This window comes from Kordia sp. (assembly GCF_965224175.1).
Lineage (GTDB): Bacteria > Bacteroidota > Bacteroidia > Flavobacteriales > Flavobacteriaceae > Kordia.
In genome coordinates, this window is record NZ_OZ245041.1 from 4283508 (window position 1) to 4306528 (window position 23021).

A 23021-nucleotide genomic window follows, 5' to 3' on the forward strand; every position below is an offset into this window, starting at 1 on the left:
TAATAAAATATTAACTAAATTATTTTTAAGAAGGCGTTTTTGGAACCTTCTGTAAAGACTTTTATGTTACTGTAAATACCAATTTTATCAACAATCTACTATTGTACAATAGTCGGGTCCTTTTGTTGTATAGCCTGTTTTTAGCTATTAGTTTTGGTTTCAGAATTAATAATTAAAACTCATTATTATGAAGAAAAAGAATCTTAAAAGTTTGTTGTTAAACAAGAAATCGGTATCAAACTTAAACGGAGTACAAAACGTATACGGAGGTAATAAACAGCCAGACAATTCAATTTCATGTCAGCCAGTAGGTATTTGTGATCCTACAACAGGTACAAGTGGAGCAAATACAGACGATTGTGGAGGAACAGGAACTGGTTTGTCAAATGCTTGTAACACTAACCAAGAAGGTTGTACAATACCAACGTATTCGGTATTTATTTGCTAAAACATCATTGCATTTTAGAAAAAGAAGCCTGCATCAAAACGATGCAGGCTTCTTTGATTAGTATACTTTTCTGTCTAACAAATCTCAATGGAATGTTGAGGGTTTGTGTTATTGCCTGTATCTCCATTGTTGGTAGTTTCACCACTTTCAGTACAATTTGCAGACATACAGATAAAAGTATGTGGTTGTGTATGTGAAGTTGTTTCTGAAGTAGTAGTATCATGAGGAGGACACGCAGCAGTAAATGTGTTTACTGTAGGAATACAAGCAGCAGAATTATATGTTCCCATCATTCCACCATGTAAAGAATAGAGTTTAGAAACATTTGCGATTTTAATTTTTTTCAGAGATAATTTTTTTGATTTTTTCATCGTAATACAATTTTAAAAATTTTGATTGTTAAAGTAAGTCTTCAGCTAATTCTAAAAAAAAAAAGAGTCCGATAATCATACAATAGTAGATTGCTTAGTTATCTTCTGAACTATTGATTTTACTGATGTTTTTGATGTAATAAGATGGGTAAATCCCTGTGTTTTTTATAAAAGCTCTCGAAAACATATCAGACGATTTAAAACCCGATTCTTCCGCGATAGATTTGATGTCATAGGATCGAAAAACTGGATCATCTTTTAAGCGCTGCAACGCATAATTGATTCTTAAATTTCGGATATAATCAATAAACTTTAGCTGTTTATGCTCATGAATAATTTTTGACAAATACGTTTTATTAGTCTTTGTTTTTTTAGCTACAAATGTCAAATCACAATTTTTATTTCGAAACCATTCTTTTGCTTCAAGTTTATCTAACCCTTTTAAAACCTGTATTACTTTTTCATCATCAATAGTGATTATTTTTTTTGGTTTTTCATCAACTAATTCAGGAATCTTCTTTATTTCAAGTTCTTGTACTAGGTTATTAAAAGCAATTTTGTTTTTTTGTTTTTGTCTTCTGTAGAAAAGAAAAAATATACCCAAACAGGTTATCAATGCTGCGATAAACAACAATGAAGTGAAATTTGATTCATTCAATGTTTTAATCTCGTTTTTTAATAGTACCAAGTCATATTTTTCATGGATATCTTTTCTAACGGTACCTGTCACACGTTCATTAATACGATCATTTTCACTATATAAGTCTAAATACTTATAAGCATTGTCACGATCTTTCCGCTTTTTATAAATATCTACTAATTCTGCATAACCACTTTGGAGTATCGGATAATTCACGCTATTTTTTAGAGAAACAGAATCCATTTTTTCAAAATACACAATAGCACTGTCAATCTCATTTAGCTTTTTAAAGCTCATGGCTTTATAATAAAATGCACTGGTAAACAAGTTCTTATAATTAGATTTTTTAATCTCTTCAATAGATAAACTAAGTTGATGCAAAGCAAGCTTAAATTTTTCTTGTTCGTAACTTATAATGCCTTTATGAGTGTGAAATAGAATAACTGAAGGGTCATTATTTTTACTAGTTACTTCAAATCCCAATTTATTATAGAAAACAGCAGAATCTAGAAGTTGACGTCTATTTTCAATATCCTCAATAGAAAGTTTGATATATGTATCACTTAAAGCATGAGTAGTAATTTCAAAAAAACCACTTCCAAAAGTTTTCATCCGCTGCGATGCTGGTGTATGAATATAATTTTCATAATTCGTAGTTAGAATGTTTAATGCACCTTTATGATCGGCTAATACATTTTTTATTAAAGCAATATTATGTGAAATACCATAAGAAAATATGGAGTCGTCAGAGTTTTTATAAAACTCGTAGGCTTTTGTGTAATATGTAAAAGCAGTTTCATAATCACCTCTTTGATATGAGAACATTCCTTTGGTAAAAATAGCTCTAGCTTCTAGTTTCGATCCTTGTAATTTATCTGAAGCTATATCAATAGCTTGATCTATATAAGAAGTTGATACCTCACTTTCATTAATAACATCATAATGAATAGCTAAATTGATAAGCGCAATCACTTCGTTACTTATATTATTTTTATTCTTGGCGATTTTCAAAGATTTTTGTGCGTACAACTTCGCTAACTCTGCATTTTTGTACAGTGTTTTTTTAAATCTTAGATTAAGTTGATTGAAGGAATATTGATCTAAAGAATCAATTTGCTGCGCTTGAACATTAGTAGAAAAAATAAAAACCAATAAGACATAAAAGCGTAAATGCAATAAGTGAATTGAGGGAAAATGCATGATTAAAATTAAATTTGATTAGATAATTTAGGTCGCGAATAATATACAATTACCTCAATAATCATGCAAAACTAACAAAATATTAATGTGAGTCCATTGGTCAATCTTATGGTTTTATGTAAATTTGCAGCCGATTTTAGAAAAACGAGTAAGAAAAGAACATATGACAGCTAAAGAGAAAAGAACGCTAGATGCACTAATTGAAATTCCAAAAGGAAGTAGAAATAAATACGAGTACGACTTTGATTTAAAGAAAATTAGATTCGATAGAATGCTATTTTCTTCTATGATGTATCCTGGTGATTATGGATTCATTCCTGAAACATTAGCGCTTGATGGCGATCCACTTGATGTATTAGTATTAGGAACAGAACCTACATTTCCAATGTGTGTAATGGAAGTAAAACCAATTGGAGTTTTTCACATGGCAGATGAAAAAGGACCAGATGAAAAAATAGTTTGTGTACCAGTAAGCGATCCAATCTGGAATAGCTATGAAGATATTGAAGATTTAAATCCACACAGAATCAAAGAAATCACACACTTTTTCCAAGTATACAAAGATTTAGAAAAGAAAAAAGTAGATGTTGGTGGTTGGGGAAATGCTGAAGAAGCTTATGAAATTGTTGACAAATGTGTAGCACGTTACGAAGCAAGCGAACACAAAACAAATGGTGACTTCACGATTTAAAAGTTACATACACAATAAATAATTAATAAAAAACCTTCTAAAGCGATTTAGAAGGTTTTTTTTTCTCCCTGATTTTGTTACATTTATGCCTCAAATTAACAAACCAAACAAATAAAATATGGAATCAATGATGATTTACATGCCAATAGTTGCAGCAGCACTTGGCTTAATCTACATGCTCATCAAAAAGTCTTGGGTAATGAAACAAGATGCCGGAGACGGGACAATGAAAGAAATCTCGGATCATATCTATGAAGGTGCTTTAGCTTTCTTAAATGCAGAATATCGCCTTCTAGCAATATTTGTAATTATTGTAAGTGTTGCACTCGCAGGCGTTTCGTTTATTGTACCAACAACGCATTGGATGATTGTAATCGCATTTATCTTCGGAGCAATATTTTCAGCATATGCAGGAAATATTGGAATGAAAATCGCAACAAAAACAAACGTTAGAACAACGCAAGCAGCACGTACAAGCTTACCAAATGCTTTAAAAATATCTTTTGGAGGTGGAACTGTTATGGGACTTGGAGTAGCTGGTTTAGCTGTTTTAGGACTGACAGCATTTTTTCTAATCTTTTTCCACTACTTTATGGGAGGAACATGGACAAATACTGACGACATGACTGTTGTGTTGGAAACATTAGCAGGATTCTCTCTTGGAGCTGAATCAATTGCATTGTTTGCTCGTGTTGGTGGAGGAATCTACACCAAAGCAGCCGATGTTGGAGCCGATTTAGTAGGAAAAGTAGAAGCTGGAATTCCTGAAGATGATCCACGTAATCCAGCAACAATTGCAGATAACGTAGGAGATAACGTTGGTGATGTTGCAGGAATGGGAGCCGATTTATTTGGTTCGTATGTAGCAACAGTATTAGCCGCAATGGTATTAGGGAACTATATCATTAAAGATATGGGTGGAAATATTGTGAGCCAAGGATTTGAAGGAATTGGACCTGTATTGTTACCAGTAGCAATCGCTGGTGCAGGAATTATTATTTCGATCATAGGAACAATGTTAGTTAAAATTAAAAGTAACGAAGCTAAAGAAGCACAAGTTATGGGTGCATTGAATGTTGGAAACTGGACATCAATTGTGTTAGTAGCAGCAGCTTGTTTCGGATTAATTACATATATGTTACCAGATGAAATTTCAATGAAATTTTTTGGAGAAAATGGAGGTCAGCCAATTACGATCGCTTCAATTCGTGTATTCTACGCAACATTAGTAGGATTATTTGTTGGAGGAGTTATTTCAGCAGTAACAGAATATTACACAGGATTAGGTAAAAAACCAATCTTAGAAATTGTACAAAAATCAAGTACAGGAGCAGGAACAAATATCATTGCAGGTTTAGCAACAGGAATGATTTCTACATTCTCTTCTGTATTATTATTTGCAGCAGCAATTTGGGCATCATATGCCTTTGCAGGATTTTATGGAGTAGCAATGGCTGCTTCTGCAATGATGGCAACTACAGCAATGCAGTTAGCAATTGACGCTTTTGGACCTATTGCAGATAACGCAGGAGGAATTGCAGAAATGAGTGAACAAGACCCTATCGTTAGAGAACGTACTGATATCTTAGACTCAGTAGGAAATACAACAGCAGCAACAGGAAAAGGATTTGCTATTGCTTCTGCAGCTTTAACATCATTGGCGTTATTTGCAGCATATGTTACATTTACAGGAATTGATGGAATTAATATCTTCAAAGCACCAGTATTAGCGATGTTATTTGTAGGAGGAATGGTGCCAGTAGTATTCTCTGCATTAGCAATGAATGCCGTAGGAAAAGCAGCGATGGAAATGGTATACGAAGTACGTCGTCAGTTTAAAGAAATTGCTGGAATTATGGAAGGAACTGGGAAACCAGAATATGATAAATGTGTAGCAATTTCTACGCAAGCATCATTAAAAGAAATGATGCTACCTGGATTATTAACTATCGGATTTCCATTAGCAATTGCCTTTATTCCATTATTATTTGGAATGGATAATTTAGCTATCGCAGAAATGCTTGGTGGATATATGGCTGGAGTTACTGTAAGTGGTGTACTTTGGGCAATTTTCCAAAACAACGCAGGTGGAGCTTGGGACAACGCAAAAAAATCATTTGAAGCTGGAGTTGAAATCAACGGAGAAATGACATACAAAGGTTCTGATGCACACAAAGCAGCCGTAACTGGAGATACTGTTGGAGATCCTTTTAAAGATACTTCAGGTCCATCAATGAACATCTTAATTAAACTTACATGTTTAATAGGATTGGTAATTGCACCAATTTTAGGAGGACATTCAGACGAAACTGCAACAGCAGAAGAAGTGAATAAAAACGTAATTCAAGTAAATGTTGAAGAATCTACAAACGATACTGTAGCAATCAATGCAGTTACTTTAGAAGAAGAAAATATATAATAAGGAACCGACTTCTTATTTAAGAAAAGACCGCAATTGTAATGATTGCGGTTTTTTTATGCATCACTTTTTTTCATATACATAAAGCGTATATAAAAATGCTTCTTTAGATTTAAATGGAATTACTTGTTCGGCTTTCCATGCAGGAATATCAAAATCGTGTGTGACAATTCTAGCTCCTTTAGGCAATTCATTTTCGAGTTTTAAAGAAAGTTTACCTAACGAATCGCGAGTGAGATATAAAATAAGCGCATCTGCTTTCGATACATCAGCTTTTAAGAAGCTTTCTTCTATGATGTTTATTCGATTAGTTATTGCAGCTTTTTGAATGTTGTTTTTAGCCGCTTTTAAGGCTTCTGGTAATATTTCATATCCAATACAGTTAACATCTGCTAATTTTGTGGCAGCAATCAAATTTCGAGCGTCGCCACAACCTAAATCTATCAATGTTTCTCCATCTTTTAAATTTAAAAGACGTAGTTTTTCTTGAACAACTTCATCAAGTGTGCGTTCGTAAGGTTCGTCCAAACGTGTTCGGAAAGTTTTCAAATTTGCATAAATTTAAGAAGATTGTAATTGTTGCTTTAAAGTTTCAAATGTATCCGATAAGTAAAATGCAGCCATACTTTTCAAGCGAATAATTAATTCTTGATGAACAAACTCGCCTTCTTCATTTGTACGTGCTAAAAATGCTTCTACACCATACTGCGAAATAATATGATAATCTTGTTCAAAAGTATGTGTGCCAACTAATAAACCTTTCGCCGCAGCTTTTAAATCATCACAAAATAATAACGCGACTTTATCAGCTACAATTTCCATTAATCTTGAGGTGATAAGTAAATTTTGTGAGTCATTAGCTTGCGATTTTTCTTTGCTAAACGGATTCAAATTCAACTTTTCGGTAACATCCATAACGCCTTGTCCTTTTTCGGCAACATTCGCAACTTGTTCTACACGATTAATGATTTTGCCATACTTTTCTACATTGGCAACGTTTCCAAAAATTGCACCAATATTTCCAACAAAAGGTAAAACGGTGAGTAGCATGCTAACAACAGTAAATCCTTTATCTGCTGCGCCACGCCAAACATCAGTTGAGGTAATTTTAGAATGTTCAAAATACATATGCGCCAATTCGATAGCAATCAAAAAAGTTAAAGCATTTATTTCTAAATAACGAACATGTTCAGGATCTAGAAAGTCTATTCCAATCATTAAAAAAGACGGCTTTCCTTCTACACCAATTACAGAAGTGGCATACGTTCCGCGACCAATGTAACATTCAGGAACGTTGATTTGTAATGCATAACAAATCGCAGTAATGCGCTCCATAATCTCAGGGTGATTGTGTGAGTTCAATCGATCTGAAAAAGAAATGACCGAGTCATAATCTGGCGGATTTAATGCGGCAATAAAGCTATTCAATGAATCAAAAAAACCTTTAGCATTTTTAAAACAGCTAGGAACTACTTCTTTTAAAACTTCTTTCTTTTCAAGACGTTGGTATTGATTCGTATGCTCCAAAGGAGTTGTTGTTAACTTCTTTGCACGTAATATTTCCTGAATTGTCTTTGCTTTGTTCTTATAGGTTTCATGCGACAATAAAGCATCGATTCGTTTGTGTAATAAAGGTTGTAATTCAGCAAGTTTATGTTCTGTTTTAGAAACGTCTTCATTGAGTTGCTGTTGAATATGTAGAATGGATTCTAAAATAGTAATTTTCAATTGTCGTCCGCCTTCACCTTCTAACAAATTGGTTGTATTTGTGGGTAGCAAATCGGCAATACTATCATCGGGAAGCGTTTCATAAATCGTTCTATACAAGGAAATAGCTTCCGAAAATCGTTCCGCATTATTCAAATGTTTGGCATAATTCAGATTAAACTCAAACACAATTTCATCTTTCTTTTCTTTTTCAATAAATGATTTATAAATATGATCGTGAAATGCAATAGTATGTTTTGCGGTTTCCTTTTGTTGTAAAGGTTGTAAAACGGTTAGCAATTTCTTCTGTTCAGCAAATAAAAGTTCCCAATCTTCTACAATAATCACTAAATTATCACCAAAACTTTCATGTGCGTTTGTATGTTTTTTGAAGAGTTCTAGTAATATTTCTTGTTCGTCTAAAGTTACTTTTAAACGTTTTAACTGCGGAATTAAATCGGCTTTTAATTCATTAATCAACAAATCTGTTGTGGTACTTTGTAATTGAAACAGACGAGAAGCTAATGCTAAATGTGTATCTTTTTTATGGTATTTTTTCACAACAATATCTCCGAAAAGACCTAAGCGATTTCCAGTATTTTGAATCACAGGAAGTAATTCTACATACAAAGCATCGTTCATGAATTCTGTGTAAAACGACAAACTATCTGTTGTAATTAAATCTTTTCCAGTTTTTTCTTGAAGCGAAAAACTTTCATTAGAAATTGATTCGAGAATCATGGTGTCATCTGTTGTTTTTCCAACTAAAAATGTACGCTTGGAAGTCAGTACAAAATGCCAAGAAGTATTTTTAGAATGTTTCTTCTCGGTATCATTAAAGGTAACTTCGCTTACGCCTAAAATGCTTAATACGTGTTCTTTAAAGTTTAGATTGTGAAAGATAAAGTTTTGAGTTTCCGTATCTATAGCTGTTACAAATGAAAGCTGCTCTGAATTTTCTAACGCGTATAAATGATCGTTTTGAAGCGTTAAAAGATGTGCTTGTAACTGTTTAAAAAATGCTTGTTTCTTTAAATCAAAATCGGCAGGTTTTTTTGTTTCTTGATAAGATGAAAGATCAACTTCAACATGTTCGGCAACAACATATATAATATTTTCATTCTGAATACATTGCAAACGAGTAGACGTGACAATTCCTTTCTTTTCATTGGTTTCTATATCTGTATCAACCGTAAAACCATTGGTAATTCGTTTAAATGTGAGATCTGTTTGCGATTGTTTAGCATAAAAAGAACTGAGTTCAGTTTGTAAATCATAGACAGAAAAATCGTGAGAAACGTATAACTTGGCGATGGTTTTTTCGTCTTTACCTTTTGATCCTTTAAAAAAATTAAGCATAGATATAGAAATGACTTTTGAGATAGAAAAATAAACAATTTTACCGACAACTTATGGTTAGACATAAAAAAAGCCATTCTGTTACGAATGGCTTTCCAATATTTTGATGGTTGCTTCTTAGAACAATCCGTGTATTTCTGCGTCAATTTTATTGATAACACTTCCTAAATCTTCTGGATTATCCACAAAATCTAAATCATCTACATCAATAATTAATAACTTTCCTTGGTCATATTTTGAAATCCAAGCTTCATAGCGTTCATTCAGCCTACTCAAATAATCAATACTAATAGAATTCTCATAATCGCGTCCGCGTTTGTGAATTTGAGCAACTAAAGTAGAAATATCGGCACGTAAATAAATTAGCAAATCTGGTGCATCTACCAACTTTTGCATCAACTCAAATAACGATTGATAATTTTCATAATCGCGATTTGTCATCAAGCCCATTGCATGAAGGTTTGGTGCAAAAATATGCGCATCTTCATAAATAGTTCGATCTTGAATGATCTTTTTTCCGCTTTCGCGAATCTGTAATACTTGTCTAAAACGACTGTTTAAGAAATAGATTTGAAGGTTAAAACTCCAACGTTCCATTTGCGTATAAAAATCGTCTAAGTATGGATTGTCAACTACATCTTCAAAATGTGGTTCCCAATGATAATGTTTCGCTAATAGTTTTGTTAAAGTTGTTTTTCCTGCGCCAATGTTTCCTGCAATTGCAACGTGCATGTGATTCTGTGATTAGGTGTTTGCTTTACAATCAGACTGTTGGATTTTACAATCGATTCTAAAAATATTCGTTCTATCTATTCTTTTGTTGGTTTTTTGAGTTGAAATTGGTACAAAACAATTCCGTCGTAAATATACAAGATATCATCGTGAAGCGAAAACTGTTTTATAGCAATTCTGTCAGAAGGTAAATTTATAAGATAAACGTCTTCATTGTTAGTATAATAAAGTTGTTCGTCTTTTAAAAAAATAACTTCTGTATTGGTCATAGAAAAGTCGCTTACACCAGTTAATTCTTCCTTAGATAGCAAGCTCCCATAAATATTATATGTATATAAATAGGTTTCTGTAAGCACTCTACAATAATTATAATTACTTTTAAGTGTGATGAATTTTTCTGGAATTGGTAAATTTTGATTTAGTGTTTTCTCTTGAACATAATTAAACACTTCCAATTGTTGTGTATTGGTGTCAAAAATCCACAAATTTCGATCGTTTGCTGTTGTAGCTGCAGCTAAATTTTTGAACTCAGCAGCTACATTAAAATCGATACGTTTAATTTCGTTTAACGTATTATCTAGCACAATAACGGTATTAAAATCCTCATAAAACAACGTAATTTTTAACGGATTCAGAATATCTACAGAAGTAATTTCACCTAACTGTAAATTATTGTATTGCCATTTTTTACCATCTTTTCTTTTGATCAAAATATGATTTTGAATACTATAAGAAGCACCAAAATTATCCATTGCCACAAAACGATCTACAGACAGACTATCTTGCTGTTGTAAAGTAGCCGTAATTGTTTTTTGTCCGAAAGCAAGCAACGAACAACAAAGGAATAAAGAAAGAATCAGCGATTTCATGATTGGCAAATTACAAAAAATGCGCCATAGTTTTTTTAATTTGATAATTTGTAGATGATTTAATTTGAAAATGTACATAAGTAAGCAGATTTAGATATGAATTTATGCTATAAATCCACTCAATCAACCAGAGTTTAGTACTTTAGTTTCAAAAATCGTCAATTTGAGTGATTTTCGTAATAAAATGAAGAAAATAGTATCGAGAATAGTTTTGAGTTTCTGAGTAGTTCTCGATACATTTTTATTTTCGCTATGCTTCATAAAAACACTCGAACAGACGTTTACAAGCAAGTCTAAAAGCGAAGCGATCTAAAATCTAACAGCGTTAGCGGTCTAATAGCAGAGCGATCTATAATCTAGCAAATCAGTTTATACCCAAAACCACGCACATTTACAATTTGAATTTCTGGATCATTTTTCAATTTCTTACGGAGTTTTGTAATGAAAACATCCATACTACGTGCGTTAAAAAAATCGTCATCGCCCCAAAGTTTATTGAGAATAAAAGTTCTATCTAATACGGCATTTCGCTTTTCAGATAAATGAAATAATAATGCAGATTCTCTGTGTGTTAATTGCGTTGGTGTTTCTTCCCAAATTAATTGTTGTTGTGTATGATTAAAAATGTACGTTCCAATTGGAATTTGTGTTTGATCTTGCTTTACGTGAATTCGATTTAATAGTGCATGAATGCGAACAATCAATTCTTCCATACTAAAAGGCTTCTTCAAATAATCGTTTCCACCATGTTGAAAACCTTCTACAACATCTTTCACTTGCGATTTAGCCGTTAAAAAAATAATAGGAATTGTAGCGTTTTCTTGTCGGATTTCTTTAGCCAGTGTAAAACCATCTTTTTTAGGCATCATGACATCTAAAACCAAAATTTCTGGCTGTACTTCTTGATACACTTTATATGCTTCTTCACCATTTTCACATAAAAACACCTCAAAATCACGTGATTCTAAACTTTCTTTTACAATCTGTCCCAACGCAGGCTCGTCTTCAGCAAGTAGCAATTTTATAGCATCTTTTTTCATGCGATGAGTTTAATTTTAAAAATAGTATGATTGGTGTCTGGAATCAATTGAATTGTTCCGTTATGCTTTTCGATAATTTTTTTGGTGTAATACAATCCAATTCCAAAACCTTTAACATCGTGCGTATTTCCTTTTGGAATTCTATAAAACTTATCAAAAATCTTTTCTCGTTGCGATTTATCAATGGTATTTCCATTGTCTGTCACAGTAATTTCAACAGTTTCTAGTACTTTCGAAACATTAACTTCAATCTGTTCGCCACCATATTTTAGTGCATTATCAATCAAATTAGAAATTGCATTTTCAAAATGAAAAGGATCTAAATCTACGAGTAAATTCTCTACGTTACTTCTAAATGCAATTGTTTTATCTGTAGAAAATGTTTGTTGTTTTTGCGTGATTTTCTCCACGAAATCTACAATATCTAAGCTTTCCTTTTTCAACAACAGTTTTTCACTATCTAAAGTAGCTGTTTCCAGTAATTTTTCTACCATGACATGCAACTTTTTCAATTGCTTATCGGAAATAGATAAATATTTCTGAGCTTTCTCGGGATCTTTTAAGGCATCAAAATGTTGAATAGCTTCTAGTGCAGTAGAAATTGTAGTAATTGGTGTTTTAAATTCGTGTGTAATATTACTAATTAAATCATTTTTAATCTCTGCTAACTGCTTCTGACGACGAATGACACGCAATAAATATAGTAAGGAAGTAATGATGGCTAAGGACAAAAAAGTAGATAACAAAATACCAAACAAACTACGTTTCCAAACAGCTTTTGAAATATTTGCGTATTCTAGCTCTAATTTTTCTCCAGGTCTTAAATACGCTGACTTTGAGGTGGTTTTTAATGTTTCTTTCGGAAGTGTATTTGCACCTATATTCGCAACAATATTCTTGTGAATATATTGATTCAAAAGATATGGAACTTCTATTTGTTTTCTTTCAAGTTCAGTATCTAAAAATGTTTTTAGCTTTTTAAAGTTCAATGAATCTTCAGAAATAGAAATATACAGCGAAGAAATTTGATCAAACAATCGAATGCTATCTCTTGCTTTTAGTAGTTTAGGGACTTTATATTTTTCTCGAAGTTCAATCATAGCTACAGAGTCTAAACCAAAAATATGTTCTGAACTAGCGTCAATAATAATGGTGTCTGAATGATTGTGTAATCTAAGTTCCATCGCCTCAAAAATAGAATCAAAATTTACATTTTTCAATTTTTCAAATGTATTCGGACTAGGAATATTACCTGTAGCATCCATACTTACAAACATCATTTTTTCACGCTTGGCAAAATCAGCATAATATGCTTCTACAGCATTATCCAAACTTATTTGAATCTGATTGATGAATTGTTTTTTATTAGTCTGATAGTTTTTATAATTCCAATACACTTGCACAGCAATCGTAATTGCGATGGTAGCAATAATGGTATATAAAATCCAAGAAGAACGTTGTTGCTTCATTTCCTTATAATTACATGTCAAAAGTAAGAAGTTATTTCTCTTAAAAAGAATCGCTTAACACTCGTTAACAAAAAAGTGATTTCTATAATGACGAATTAATGACAGAAAATTATATTATATATAAGTAGGAAAATTACATATAAAATTTTATATATTGTATGCCTAACCAATTTTAAAAAATGTATAATATGAAAAAACTCATTGTATACTTCGTAGGAATATTTTTTCTTGTTAGTTGCAGTCAAGAAGAAACGTGTTACAGTTGTGATGATCAAGTAGACGCGTATGTCAAGGAACATTTAAAATCAATTCAGCAGATGAATCGTGCAGATATTATAAAATATCCAAACGAAATGCAACGTGCGATGTACAGGACTTTATCAGCTGAAAGGAAAAAAGAAATTTGGCAAGATAAATTCTTACAATTAAATTCCTTAGATTTGAGTGAAGGTGAACGTGAACTCATGAATAAATTTCAAGAATTTGTTAACAAAGCAAATTTTGAGATTAATTTAACTGACAAAGAAAGAACGTATTTAGAGCGTCTACGGGAAGAAGCATATGCAAAATATGGTTGGACACAACGTTTTGTAGTAAGCGCTTTTGGTTACTTGGAAGACGTAGATCGAAATGGAATTATTGAAAAAAGAGATTTAGAAGGTGTTCCTGAATTAACAGATCCTGATCCAGATGAAAAACCTAAATGCGATTGTGATTGGGGATTTGGTTGTTTAGATGGACCTTGTGACGGTAGAGATGGTGCATGTGAAAAAACCAAAAGAGATTGTGGTTGGTTTTGGAGTAATCCTTGTGTAAGTTTATGTAGACCTGATTTGGGATAAACTATGAAAAAAGAGACTAGAAAAAAATACGGCACCTACATATTGAATTCCTTGTTAGGAATGTGTATTTACTTATTTTACGGAGTTATTTTTAATGGATATCATCCAAGAATTTTTCCTGCTACATGCATTACTTTTTTTTTAGTATCCTATTGGATGGCCAGAAAAGAGCAATCTAATGCAAGGAATGTAAGTTTATTCTTTTTGATGACATTAAACCTTTTATTGGTTCTTATATTTTCAGAGAGAGCATTAACAACTAAAATGACTTTTTATCTTTTTATGATGCCAGCAAGTACCTTCATGGGAAGTTGGGCGAGAAAACAGAAAACGCAATTTATGTATTTCCCTTTACTGCTTGTATTTATTTGTGTATTTATACTACCCAATTCAATTCATTATTTTAGAAATACGGATGCTTTTCAAAATAGAAAAGCTCCCGAAATTTCTTATTATTCATTAAACCAACAAAAGGTGAAATTTGATAAAGAAATGACAGTAATTGATTTGTGGACAACGTCTTGTGGTGTTTGTTTTGAAGAGTTTCCAATATTTGAAAAACTCAAACAAGACTTTGAAGGAAATGATAACGTGCAGTTTTATAGTGCAAACGTTCCATTGAAGAATGATACACGAGAAAAAACACTGGCAACCATAAAAACACTTAATTATGATTATGAAACCGTTTTTGCAGAAAAATTTGAAATGATTCGCGACAGCTTAGGAATTAGTGGTTTTCCACATTTGTTAATTATAAAAGATGACACTATTCGGTATTTAGGTGATATGGAAACTGATCGTAAAATTGTATTAACAAATACTAAAGATGTTATTCATAATCTTCTAGAGTAAGTAATCAAACGATTTATAGATTATAAGTCTTTGCAAGAAATTGTAAAGACTTTTTTTGTGCTTAACACTCGTTAACGTTCGTTAACTGAAATCTATAGTTTTCTAACTCATATTTGTACCATCAAAAAACAAAAACATTAAGTAATTATGAAAAACTATACAAAATCAATCATTATACTTGTATGTATGTTGGTAAATGCATTAGTAAACGCACAGGACTTTCAAGGTGTAGCAACGTATAAAACAAGTATGAAAATGGACTTTAAAATGGACAGTGTTGCCATTAATCAAGGAGTTGATAAAGAAATGCAAGAAAAGCTGAATGCAATGCTACAAAAACAATTTCAGAAAGAATATAAACTTACATTCACAGCTTCGGAATCTATGTATAAACAAGAAGAGAAGTTAGCAGCGCCAACACCAAACGCTGGCGGAATGCAAATTATGGTTATGGGCGATAGCGAATCTGCTTTATTATACAAAAACACAAAAGAAAAACGGTATGCTAATGAGCAAGAGATTCTAGGGAAAAAGTTTTTAGTAAAAGATAAATTAAAAGAAACTGACTGGAAACTGGAGAAAGAAACGAAATTCATCGGTCAGTATCAATGTTTTAAAGCAACACGTACTACAGAAGTAGAAAGAATAGAATCTGTTTCGTTCAACGATAGCAAATCAGAAAAACCAGAAACTACGAAAGAAACAATAACGATCACAGCTTGGTATACACCTGAAGTTCCTGTAAATGCAGGACCAGCAATGTATTGGGGATTGCCAGGATTGATTTTAGAAGTAAATGATGGATCACAAACAATTGTATGTAGTAAAATAGTAATGAATCCTAAAGATAAAATAGCTATCAAAGAACCCACAAAAGGAAAAGAAGTGACGGAAGCAAAGTTTGAAGAAATCATGAGAAAAAAATCGAAAGAAATGATGGAACGCTACCGTGGAAATGGAAGAGATGATGGCAATGAAATTAGAATAGAAATTGGCGGTTAAGAAATGAATATAACGAAATCAAATAGAAAGTTTTCCCTAGCAATAAGTGTCGTATGCATGATGATTTTTATGTCATGTATTCAGGCACAAGTAGCTACAATTCCTTTTGAGAATGATGGACTAATGTTCATCAAAGTAAAAGTAAATGATCATGAAGAAGCATTGAATTTTGTGTTTGACACAGGAGCTTCTACAGTAGTACTAGATGAAACTACGGCTAAAAAGATTGGAGTAACGGCAAATTATGAGCAACCCACGGAAGGCGCGGCAGGAACAGAAATGTATCATATTGCTTTGTCGCAAACAGTACACATTCAGGATGTTACTTTAAGTGGTGCACATATAGTTTTAGTAGATTTAGATCGTTTGTCAAAAAAAAGCAATCAAAAAATTGATGGAATTATTGGAAATAACATCATGCAACAATTTGTAACGCAAATAGACTATGATGCACAATTCATCAAATTGTATAATTCGGTTGATGAAATAGAAGGTAAAGACCAATATAAAATACTTGATGCTACCTTTGATTATAGTCAAATTCCGCAAGTTGAACTTGAATTTACACTGGAAAATAACCAAAAGTTCTTAGGGAATTTTCTATTTGATTCTGGGGCCAACATGACGTTTCTACTAAATACACCATTTGTAAAAGAGAAGAAAATAGAAAGTTTGGTAGGAAAAACAATTGAAAACAAAGCGGAAAGCTTAACAACTTCTTCCAACTTCAAAATTGGCAAAGTAAAAGCAGTAAAAATGGGCGATTTTCAATTTGGAGAAATGCCAATAGATTTATCCAATAGCAAGGCAGGAGTAATGGCTTCTAAAGAATATACAGGAATTCTTGGCATAAAAATCATCAATAAATTTCATAGTATTTTAGATTATAAAAATCAAAAAATCTATTTGCAGCCTAATAAAACATATGCAAATGCTTTTGAATTTCCACGTAGTGGACTTTCATTGGTAAATGAAGAAGGGAAAATTACAATTTCAAATGTAGTTTCTGTAGCTGAAGCCTATCAAAAAGGAATAAGAGAAGGAGATGAAGTACTCGAAATTAATGATGTTGTCGCAAAAGATATTCGTGCATGTAGAAAACTTTTAAAACAAAAAAATAAGAAGTTGAAGCTAAAATTAAAAACCAAAGAAGGCGAAGTGAAAACGGTGACCATTCTGTTAAAGAGACTCATTTAAATAGCTTTTCGCATAAAAAAGAGAATTTTAACAAATCACAATTAAACTTTAGTAGAAAATAAAGGTCTAAAAGGAGTTAAAAAGTGTAACTTTTAAAATTGTTGCGTACTAACATAATACGTAATGTAAAAAAATAAAGACCTAACAGATGAAACAATTACTACTTTGGAGCTTAGTTTTATGCACAACTGGTGTATTTGCTCAAAATTTTCAAGGAAAGGCTTACTACCAATCCAAAACAACAATGGACATGAATTGGGGTGGACGCGAAATGTCTGCTGAGCAGAAAAAGCGTATCCAAGAACGAATGAAAGGTTTCTTAGAAAAGGTATACATTCTAGATTTCAATCAAACAGCATCTGTATACAAGGAAGAAGAAAAAATTGAAGCGCCAGGACAAGGTGGAAGAGGCGGATTTGCACGTATGATGATGGGGAATTTTTCTCAAGGAAAACAATACAAAGATGTTAGAAAAGGTGTAGTTCTTGAATCGAAAGAGTTTTTTGGAAAGAAATTCTTAATCAAGGACAGCTTGCCAAAACTAGAATGGAAAATGGAAGGTGAAACAAAACAGATAGGAAAATACCTTTGTTTCAAAGCAACTGCAACCAAAGAAGTTGATGAACTTGATTTTAGAGCAATGCGCCCGAGAAGACGAAATAGAGATGAAAATAAAACCGCAGAAGAAAAAAAGGAAGATTCTATAAAAGCAGCGAAAGATCCGTTGAGTCAAATAGATATTCCAAAGCAAATATTGGTCACAGCTTGGTACACTCTTGATATTCCTGTAAATCAAGGTCCAGGCGAATATTGGGGCTTACCAGGACTGATATTAGAAGTAAACGCGTATAAAACAACAATTCTTTGTTCTAAAATTGTGATGAATCCAGAAGAAAAAGATCCAATTGAAGAACCAACAAAAGGGAAAGAAGTTAAGCGTAAAGAATACAATGATATCGTAAAAAAGAAAATGGAAGAAATGCGCAACATGCGCGGCCGTGGTCGAGGCGGAAGAGGTAGAGGCAGAGGCTAAAACTTCACGAAGCTGGCCAACTAATCAGAAGAAAACTAAATCAATGAAAAATATATTATTGTTACTGCTGTGTTTCACGGCACAGGCTACTATTGCCCAAATTAAATTTGAAGGCGTCGTAAAAGATACAGTGGGAAAACCTTTGGAACTCGCCAATGTAATAGCATTGAACAAAACAACGAATACATTAGAATCATACGGAATTACAAATAATGAAGGTCGTTTTCGACTGGCGCTCAAAAAAAATACAACCTATGCAATTAAGGTAAGTTTTATAGGTTTGGCTACGATAAACGATTCTATAACAACCAAAGAAGCAGATGTAACAAAAGATTTTGTACTCAAAGCCGATAATGAATTGCAAGCTGTAGAACTTACCTATGAAATGCCAGTAACCATTAAAGGAGATACAATTGTATATAATGCGGATTCCTTTAAAAACGGTTCCGAGAAAAAACTGGGCGATGTGCTAAAAAAATTACCCGGCGTTGAGGTCGATGATGAAGGCGAAATAAAAGTAGAAGGAAAAGACGTAACTAAAGTCATGGTAGAAGGAAAAGACTTTTTTGATGGCGATAGTAAATTGGCAACCAAAAATATCCCTGCAGATGCTATTGATAAGGTAGAAGTATTAAAAAACAGCAATGAAGTCTCACAGTTAAAAGGTCTTGGGAACGATCAAGATAATGTGATGATTAATATTAAACTGAAAGAAGGAAAGAAAAACTTCTGGTTTGGTGAAATCACAGGTGGATTAGGTCCAGAAGAACGCTATGTAGCAAATCCAAGGTTATTTTACTACAGTCCGAAGTATAGTGTTAACATCATTACTGATTTTAATAATATAGGTTCAATTCCGTTTACACGACGTGACTATTTTAAATTTTCTGGTGGATTTAGAGGTGCAGGAAGAAATACAGGGACTAATTTTAATGTCGCTTCTAGTGATATTGGATTTTTAACCTTGCGAAACAATAGAGCCAAAGCGATAGATTCAAAATTTGGAGCTGCAAACTTTAGTTATTCTCCGAAAAAAACTTGGGATATCAGCGGTTTTGCGATTTATTCAGGTTCGCGAACAGAATTGCAAGAAAACAGTATCAATAATTACATTGATGAAAGTACACCTGACGAAATCACAACGACAACAACACGACAAAAAAGTGATTTAGGATTATTCAAGTTGAGCTCTAGTTATAAACCAAATGCAAATAACCAATTGGATTACGATGTGTTTTCAAAAGTATCGCAACAAACAGAAACACAGGATTTCTTTTCGTCTTTATTAGGAAATATTGACGAACGTCAGTCGCAGAATCCATTCAGCTTAAATCAAAATTTAAATTATTATTATACATTAAATGACAATCATATATTTGCGTTTGAAGCACAGCATTTATTGCAAAACGAAGATCCTTTTTACAACGCACGATTGGCACAAAGTGAACAATTCCGTTTCACAGATGTACTAGATTTAAATACTGCGCAATCATTCTTAGATATTGCTCAAGATAAACGCGTAGAAACAAACAAACTAGATGCACGATTGGATTATTGGTATGTGTTGAATCAAAAAAGCAATATCAACATTATGGCAGGAACAACACTAAGTACGCAAGAATTTAATTCGGAAATCTTTCAGTTGTTAGACAGTGGAAGCAAGTTGCCTTTAGCTGCGCCACAACAAACGGTAATCAATGATGTAACATATAATTTTAGTGATACATATCTTGGATTGCATTATAAAATAAAATCTGGAAAATTCACGTTTACACCAGGAATTACAGCACATGCGTACAGCACAAAAAACACACAATTTGATTCTGAGTTCAAAGAAACTTTTACACGTTTTTTACCAGACATGAATATTTTGGTACAACTGAAAAACTCGGAGACGATTAATTTTAATTACCAAATGCAAACAGATTTTACAGATGTAAATAACTTGGCAGAAGGATTGGTTTTTAATAATTACAATTCATTATTTAGAGGAAATAGACAACTAGAAAATGCATTGTCGCACAATTTAAATTTGAGTTACTTTAGTTTCAATCTGTTCAATTACACCAACATATTTGCGTTTGTGAATTACAATAAAAGAGTAGATCCAATTCGAAATCGTTCGCAATTCTTAACGATTCCAGGAGCAAATCCAGGAGATCCAGATATTTTAAGTACTAACAGTGTTTCTACGCCTTTTAACTCTAACTTTGCAGATGAAACATTCTCAGCAAACGGTCGATTTGAACGTACATTCGGAAAAATAAAAGCATCTGTTGGCGGAACAGTTTCTTTATCAAAATTTACACAAGAAATCAACGGAAATCGAAGTGTCAACGAATCTTTTACACAATCGTATCAAACACGAGTAAGTACAAACTTTAGAAACGCACCAAACATCGAAGTTGGGTACAATCTATCAATTAACGAATACGATCAAGGAAATAATTCCAATCGTTTCATTACAAGCAGTCCGTTTGTAAATGTAGATGCGTATTTCTTAAAGAGCTTTATTTTTACTGCTGATTATTCGTATTTCAATTACAAAAATGAAGAACGAACTATCAATAGTTACAACTTCTTAAAAGCAGAATTATCGTATCAGAAAAAAGACAGTCAATGGGAATATTCAGTAAGCGGAACCAATTTGCTGAATACAAAATCATTAAATCAAGATAATTCAAATAACTTCCTTACGAGTACGAGCGAATATTTTATTCAGCCGCGTTATCTCATTTTTGGAATAAAATATAATTTATAAGTTTATTGAATAGCTACACAAAGGCCTTTCCGTTTTGGAAAGGCTTTTTTTATGGTAATGATACGTTGTTTTATATGATGTGGAAAGATTCTCAATCTAAAAAAATCAGCTTCTAGCAATTTTGAGTGTAGTGTTTTTTGATTTCGCTTCCAATGCTAATTGTTTCATGTTTTCAAGTTCTTCTTGGAGGTTCCATTTTTCTAAAGACCTGACAGTGAAAAGTAATGTTAAACAGACTAAAAAATCATCAATATCAAGCGGATATCCATGAAGACTATCAAAATCTGCCCAATCGCGAAGTTCATTATGCGCTCTTATGAAATCTGGAAGTTCAGAATAATCTATCTGATGGTTATTTTGGGTTAAAAAATCTTCAATCAACATATCAAGATTGCTTCCGTCATAAATAATTGCAATTCGTTTACCTTCATCTTTATACCAAAGAATATCTTCTTTACCACAGGCAGGAATTCCGCAATGCGGACATGGCGCTGCAGTATTTTTTCGAACATGAAATGTAAAATTAATACCTTCTGATTTGTAGTGTTCAATTTTCATGTGAAGAAAGATTGATTTTTGTTGCCTTTTGAAGACTTTGTGAGATAAATATACTCAAAATAACAAATCCCATAAAGAAAAAGAAACCGTTTAGCAGTTCAGATTTGTTGGTAGTGAGAATCTCTAAATCTTGAATGCTGTTTTCCAATTGTCCGAGTTGACTTGAAATAATTCCTGTAAAGCCAATATATGCCATAAAAATTGCAACAACCATGACATCTGCCATTGACCATTTTCCGCTTTTAAAGACTAAAAACCGAATGATTTTATTGTTCTTTAACGAAGGTTTATAAACGTATAAAATACTTGAAATCAATTTTGAAATTGGGAAAATCACGCTAAACAATACGACTAAAATACCTACCAGTAGTACTTTAATTTTTCCCTGAGAAAGCATCACACTAGAAACTTCCATGATGCTTTTACTTTTGTAATACAACACTTGATCTGTAAACGAAATAGATTCGCCCATAAGTTGTAAATCCATAGAAGAAATGCGCGCATCAATAGCAATCATTGGAAGAAAAACACCCAAAACCAGTGCGTGAATTGCCGCTAAAATGTATATCGTATTCTTGAATTTAGATTGTTTTTTGTTGAATAAAATTATCAAAACAATACCAATAAATGCAATTAGTAAGATCGTGTTTGTCGTATTTTGTATGCCGTTTATAATCATTAATTCTTTGCTGATAGTAGCTTTGCAATCTTCTCCATTACTAGCATTATAATTAGCTAAAATGTGATTGTATTTTGTGTAGTTAATTTTTGCAAAAGTACCTTCCGTATACGAGTTGATTTGTTTTAAAATATACGCTTTGATATTTTTTCGATTCTCTTCATCTTCAAGGAAATCAAGGATATCTTCTGTAATGACTGGAACATGCTCTTTTAGTTGACCAAAAATTTCAAAATAGTCAGCGCCTAAATTTCGCAATGAAAATCCGTAGTTTGCTTTGCGATCATTTTCAGCTTTATAAGCAATTTCAAACTTATCAATAGATTCATATAAGAAAGTTTCAATCTTTGTACGTGCCTCTTTTCGGTCGTCGCCAGAAAGTTTAAGTTCTTTCAATTTTTTGGTAATGATTTCAGCAAATTGTTCTTCCCAAGCATCTACATTGAACATTCCGTATTTAATATCAGAAAGCTCAATGAGATCTGCTTTTTTACTTCTTCTTTCATTTTCAAATGAATACGTAACAAATGCAGAAATACTGATTGCAATAAGTAATACAACTAAAACGATATTTGAGATGAGTTCTTTGCGCACAATCTATGATTTAGCTTGAAATTTCTTGATATAATTTTCCTTCGTATGAACGATCGAGATATTTTTTAAAAGACTTCAATACAGACTCATACTCCTTTCTTTTAAATACTAATGTTTCGCCTGAAAACCAATCTACAGTTGTGCCAATAGAAGCTGGCATGTTTTTGTCATCACCAACATCATGACCAATTTTATTCCAATACACATAATCGTCGTCAGTCTCTACTTCGGCAATAATTACGGTACACCAAAGATCAAGATCGTCACCACACATCAAAATAGGTAAGTTTGTTTTTGTATATGGTTCTGGCAAAGCGCGTTCCCAAACAATTTTTTGTTCTTGCGGATCGTCTAACCAATTTAAAAATGTAGATACCAAACCAGGAATAATGTCTTTGAAACTATTTTTTAGAGCATGTTCTTCCAAAGAAATACCATCAATTAAAATTCCGTAATAATTGTTTCCCGTGTACTCGTTTCGGTATGTTTCAATAGAAATGGTATTCAATTTAAAAAACTGGTGTTAATGCTATATTTTGGTTTTACGTATATAAGACG

20 protein-coding genes are annotated in these 23021 nt (G+C 32.6%); 9 read left to right on the forward strand and 11 right to left on the reverse strand.

What is annotated here, in order from left to right; translation table 11 throughout:
• The first annotated feature begins 187 nt into the window (after nt 1-187).
• Nucleotides 188-448, forward strand: a complete 261-nt coding sequence (locus ACOQOS_RS18585; RefSeq protein WP_420571972.1) for a hypothetical protein — start codon at nt 188-190, stop codon at nt 446-448.
• A 74-nt stretch (nt 449-522) separates the two neighbouring features.
• Here the strand turns inward: ACOQOS_RS18585 and ACOQOS_RS18590 are convergent, their stop codons facing one another.
• Nucleotides 523-819, reverse strand: a complete 297-nt coding sequence (locus ACOQOS_RS18590; protein ID WP_420571973.1) for a hypothetical protein — start codon at nt 817-819, stop codon at nt 523-525.
• 94 nt (nt 820-913) lie between these two features.
• Nucleotides 914-2659 carry a helix-turn-helix domain-containing protein gene (locus ACOQOS_RS18595; protein WP_420571974.1) on the reverse strand — a complete coding sequence of 582 codons (1746 nt, stop codon included), beginning with the start codon at nt 2657-2659 and terminating at the stop codon, nt 914-916.
• Between the two features lie 163 nt (nt 2660-2822).
• Here ACOQOS_RS18595 and ACOQOS_RS18600 point away from each other — a divergent pair, with 163 nt between their 5' ends.
• On the forward strand, nt 2823-3350 hold the full coding sequence (locus tag ACOQOS_RS18600) for an inorganic diphosphatase (RefSeq protein WP_420571975.1): 528 nt from the start codon (nt 2823-2825) through the stop codon (nt 3348-3350).
• A gap of 118 nt (nt 3351-3468) precedes the next feature.
• Nucleotides 3469-5769, forward strand: a complete 2301-nt coding sequence (locus ACOQOS_RS18605; RefSeq protein ID WP_420571976.1) for a sodium-translocating pyrophosphatase — start codon at nt 3469-3471, stop codon at nt 5767-5769.
• 63 nt (nt 5770-5832) lie between these two features.
• Here the strand turns inward: ACOQOS_RS18605 and ACOQOS_RS18610 are convergent, their stop codons facing one another.
• The 6 genes from ACOQOS_RS18610 to ACOQOS_RS18635 all read right to left on the reverse strand — a co-directional run bounded on the left by ACOQOS_RS18610 (nt 5833) and on the right by ACOQOS_RS18635 (nt 12945).
• Entirely contained in the window at nt 5833-6318 is a 486-nt protein-coding gene (locus ACOQOS_RS18610) for an SAM-dependent methyltransferase (protein WP_420571977.1), read from the reverse strand.
• A 12-nt stretch (nt 6319-6330) separates the two neighbouring features.
• Entirely contained in the window at nt 6331-8835 is a 2505-nt protein-coding gene (locus ACOQOS_RS18615) for a hypothetical protein (protein ID WP_420571978.1), read from the reverse strand.
• Nucleotides 8836-8952: 117 nt separating this feature from the next.
• Nucleotides 8953-9567 carry a deoxynucleoside kinase gene (locus ACOQOS_RS18620; RefSeq protein WP_420571979.1) on the reverse strand — a complete coding sequence of 205 codons (615 nt, stop codon included), beginning with the start codon at nt 9565-9567 and terminating at the stop codon, nt 8953-8955.
• Between the two features lie 77 nt (nt 9568-9644).
• On the reverse strand, nt 9645-10436 hold the full coding sequence (locus ACOQOS_RS18625; RefSeq protein WP_420571980.1) for a hypothetical protein: 792 nt from the start codon (nt 10434-10436) through the stop codon (nt 9645-9647).
• A gap of 356 nt (nt 10437-10792) precedes the next feature.
• On the reverse strand, nt 10793-11476 hold the full coding sequence (locus ACOQOS_RS18630; protein ID WP_420571981.1) for a response regulator transcription factor: 684 nt from the start codon (nt 11474-11476) through the stop codon (nt 10793-10795).
• A complete protein-coding gene (locus tag ACOQOS_RS18635) occupies nt 11473-12945 on the reverse strand; it encodes a sensor histidine kinase (RefSeq protein WP_420571982.1) in 1473 nt (490 codons plus the stop codon). Before ACOQOS_RS18635 ends, ACOQOS_RS18630 begins: the two co-directional genes overlap by 4 nt.
• A 188-nt stretch (nt 12946-13133) precedes the next feature.
• Between ACOQOS_RS18635 and ACOQOS_RS18640 the strand changes: the two genes are divergently transcribed.
• The 6 genes from ACOQOS_RS18640 (at nt 13134) to ACOQOS_RS18665 (ending at nt 20632) form a co-directional block, all read left to right on the forward strand.
• On the forward strand, nt 13134-13787 hold the full coding sequence (locus tag ACOQOS_RS18640; protein WP_420571983.1) for a bacteriocin fulvocin C-related protein: 654 nt from the start codon (nt 13134-13136) through the stop codon (nt 13785-13787).
• Between the two features lie 3 nt (nt 13788-13790).
• A complete protein-coding gene (locus ACOQOS_RS18645) occupies nt 13791-14639 on the forward strand; it encodes a TlpA family protein disulfide reductase (protein ID WP_420571984.1) in 849 nt (282 codons plus the stop codon).
• Nucleotides 14640-14786: 147 nt separating this feature from the next.
• Nucleotides 14787-15641 carry a GLPGLI family protein gene (locus ACOQOS_RS18650; protein WP_420571985.1) on the forward strand — a complete coding sequence of 285 codons (855 nt, stop codon included), beginning with the start codon at nt 14787-14789 and terminating at the stop codon, nt 15639-15641.
• A 57-nt stretch (nt 15642-15698) separates the two neighbouring features.
• Nucleotides 15699-16838 carry an aspartyl protease family protein gene (locus ACOQOS_RS18655; RefSeq protein ID WP_420571986.1) on the forward strand — a complete coding sequence of 380 codons (1140 nt, stop codon included), beginning with the start codon at nt 15699-15701 and terminating at the stop codon, nt 16836-16838.
• 148 nt (nt 16839-16986) lie between these two features.
• Nucleotides 16987-17871 carry a GLPGLI family protein gene (locus tag ACOQOS_RS18660; RefSeq protein ID WP_420571987.1) on the forward strand — a complete coding sequence of 295 codons (885 nt, stop codon included), beginning with the start codon at nt 16987-16989 and terminating at the stop codon, nt 17869-17871.
• Nucleotides 17872-17914: 43 nt separating this feature from the next.
• Entirely contained in the window at nt 17915-20632 is a 2718-nt protein-coding gene (locus ACOQOS_RS18665) for a carboxypeptidase regulatory-like domain-containing protein (protein ID WP_420571988.1), read from the forward strand.
• A gap of 105 nt (nt 20633-20737) precedes the next feature.
• Here the strand turns inward: ACOQOS_RS18665 and ACOQOS_RS18670 are convergent, their stop codons facing one another.
• The 3 genes from ACOQOS_RS18670 to ACOQOS_RS18680 are packed head-to-tail and all read right to left on the reverse strand — an operon-like array spanning nt 20738 to nt 22971.
• Nucleotides 20738-21190: a hypothetical protein gene (locus ACOQOS_RS18670; RefSeq protein ID WP_420571989.1), complete on the reverse strand. Its 453-nt coding sequence runs from the start codon at nt 21188-21190 to the stop codon at nt 20738-20740.
• On the reverse strand, nt 21180-22463 hold the full coding sequence (locus ACOQOS_RS18675; protein WP_420571990.1) for a paraquat-inducible protein A: 1284 nt from the start codon (nt 22461-22463) through the stop codon (nt 21180-21182). The genes ACOQOS_RS18670 and ACOQOS_RS18675 overlap by 11 nt, the downstream gene beginning before the upstream one ends.
• Nucleotides 22464-22473: 10 nt before the next feature.
• Nucleotides 22474-22971, reverse strand: a complete 498-nt coding sequence (locus tag ACOQOS_RS18680) for a hypothetical protein (RefSeq protein WP_420571991.1) — start codon at nt 22969-22971, stop codon at nt 22474-22476.
• Nucleotides 22972-23021 lie beyond the last annotated feature (50 nt).

Coding starts and splice junctions, on each gene's coding strand:
- ACOQOS_RS18585 (WP_420571972.1), top strand. CDS start 188: ATGAAGAAAAAGAATCTTAAAAGTTTGTTGTTAAACAAGAAATCGGTA.
- ACOQOS_RS18590 (WP_420571973.1), bottom strand. CDS start 819: ATGAAAAAATCAAAAAAATTATCTCTGAAAAAAATTAAAATCGCAAAT.
- ACOQOS_RS18595 (WP_420571974.1), bottom strand. CDS start 2,659: ATGCATTTTCCCTCAATTCACTTATTGCATTTACGCTTTTATGTCTTA.
- ACOQOS_RS18600 (WP_420571975.1), top strand. CDS start 2,823: ATGACAGCTAAAGAGAAAAGAACGCTAGATGCACTAATTGAAATTCCA.
- ACOQOS_RS18605 (WP_420571976.1), top strand. CDS start 3,469: ATGGAATCAATGATGATTTACATGCCAATAGTTGCAGCAGCACTTGGC.
- ACOQOS_RS18615 (WP_420571978.1), bottom strand. CDS start 8,835: ATGCTTAATTTTTTTAAAGGATCAAAAGGTAAAGACGAAAAAACCATC.
- ACOQOS_RS18620 (WP_420571979.1), bottom strand. CDS start 9,567: ATGCACGTTGCAATTGCAGGAAACATTGGCGCAGGAAAAACAACTTTA.
- ACOQOS_RS18625 (WP_420571980.1), bottom strand. CDS start 10,436: ATGAAATCGCTGATTCTTTCTTTATTCCTTTGTTGTTCGTTGCTTGCT.
- ACOQOS_RS18630 (WP_420571981.1), bottom strand. CDS start 11,476: ATGAAAAAAGATGCTATAAAATTGCTACTTGCTGAAGACGAGCCTGCG.
- ACOQOS_RS18635 (WP_420571982.1), bottom strand. CDS start 12,945: ATGAAGCAACAACGTTCTTCTTGGATTTTATATACCATTATTGCTACC.
- ACOQOS_RS18640 (WP_420571983.1), top strand. CDS start 13,134: ATGAAAAAACTCATTGTATACTTCGTAGGAATATTTTTTCTTGTTAGT.
- ACOQOS_RS18645 (WP_420571984.1), top strand. CDS start 13,791: ATGAAAAAAGAGACTAGAAAAAAATACGGCACCTACATATTGAATTCC.
- ACOQOS_RS18650 (WP_420571985.1), top strand. CDS start 14,787: ATGAAAAACTATACAAAATCAATCATTATACTTGTATGTATGTTGGTA.
- ACOQOS_RS18655 (WP_420571986.1), top strand. CDS start 15,699: ATGATGATTTTTATGTCATGTATTCAGGCACAAGTAGCTACAATTCCT.
- ACOQOS_RS18660 (WP_420571987.1), top strand. CDS start 16,987: ATGAAACAATTACTACTTTGGAGCTTAGTTTTATGCACAACTGGTGTA.
- ACOQOS_RS18665 (WP_420571988.1), top strand. CDS start 17,915: ATGAAAAATATATTATTGTTACTGCTGTGTTTCACGGCACAGGCTACT.
- ACOQOS_RS18670 (WP_420571989.1), bottom strand. CDS start 21,190: ATGAAAATTGAACACTACAAATCAGAAGGTATTAATTTTACATTTCAT.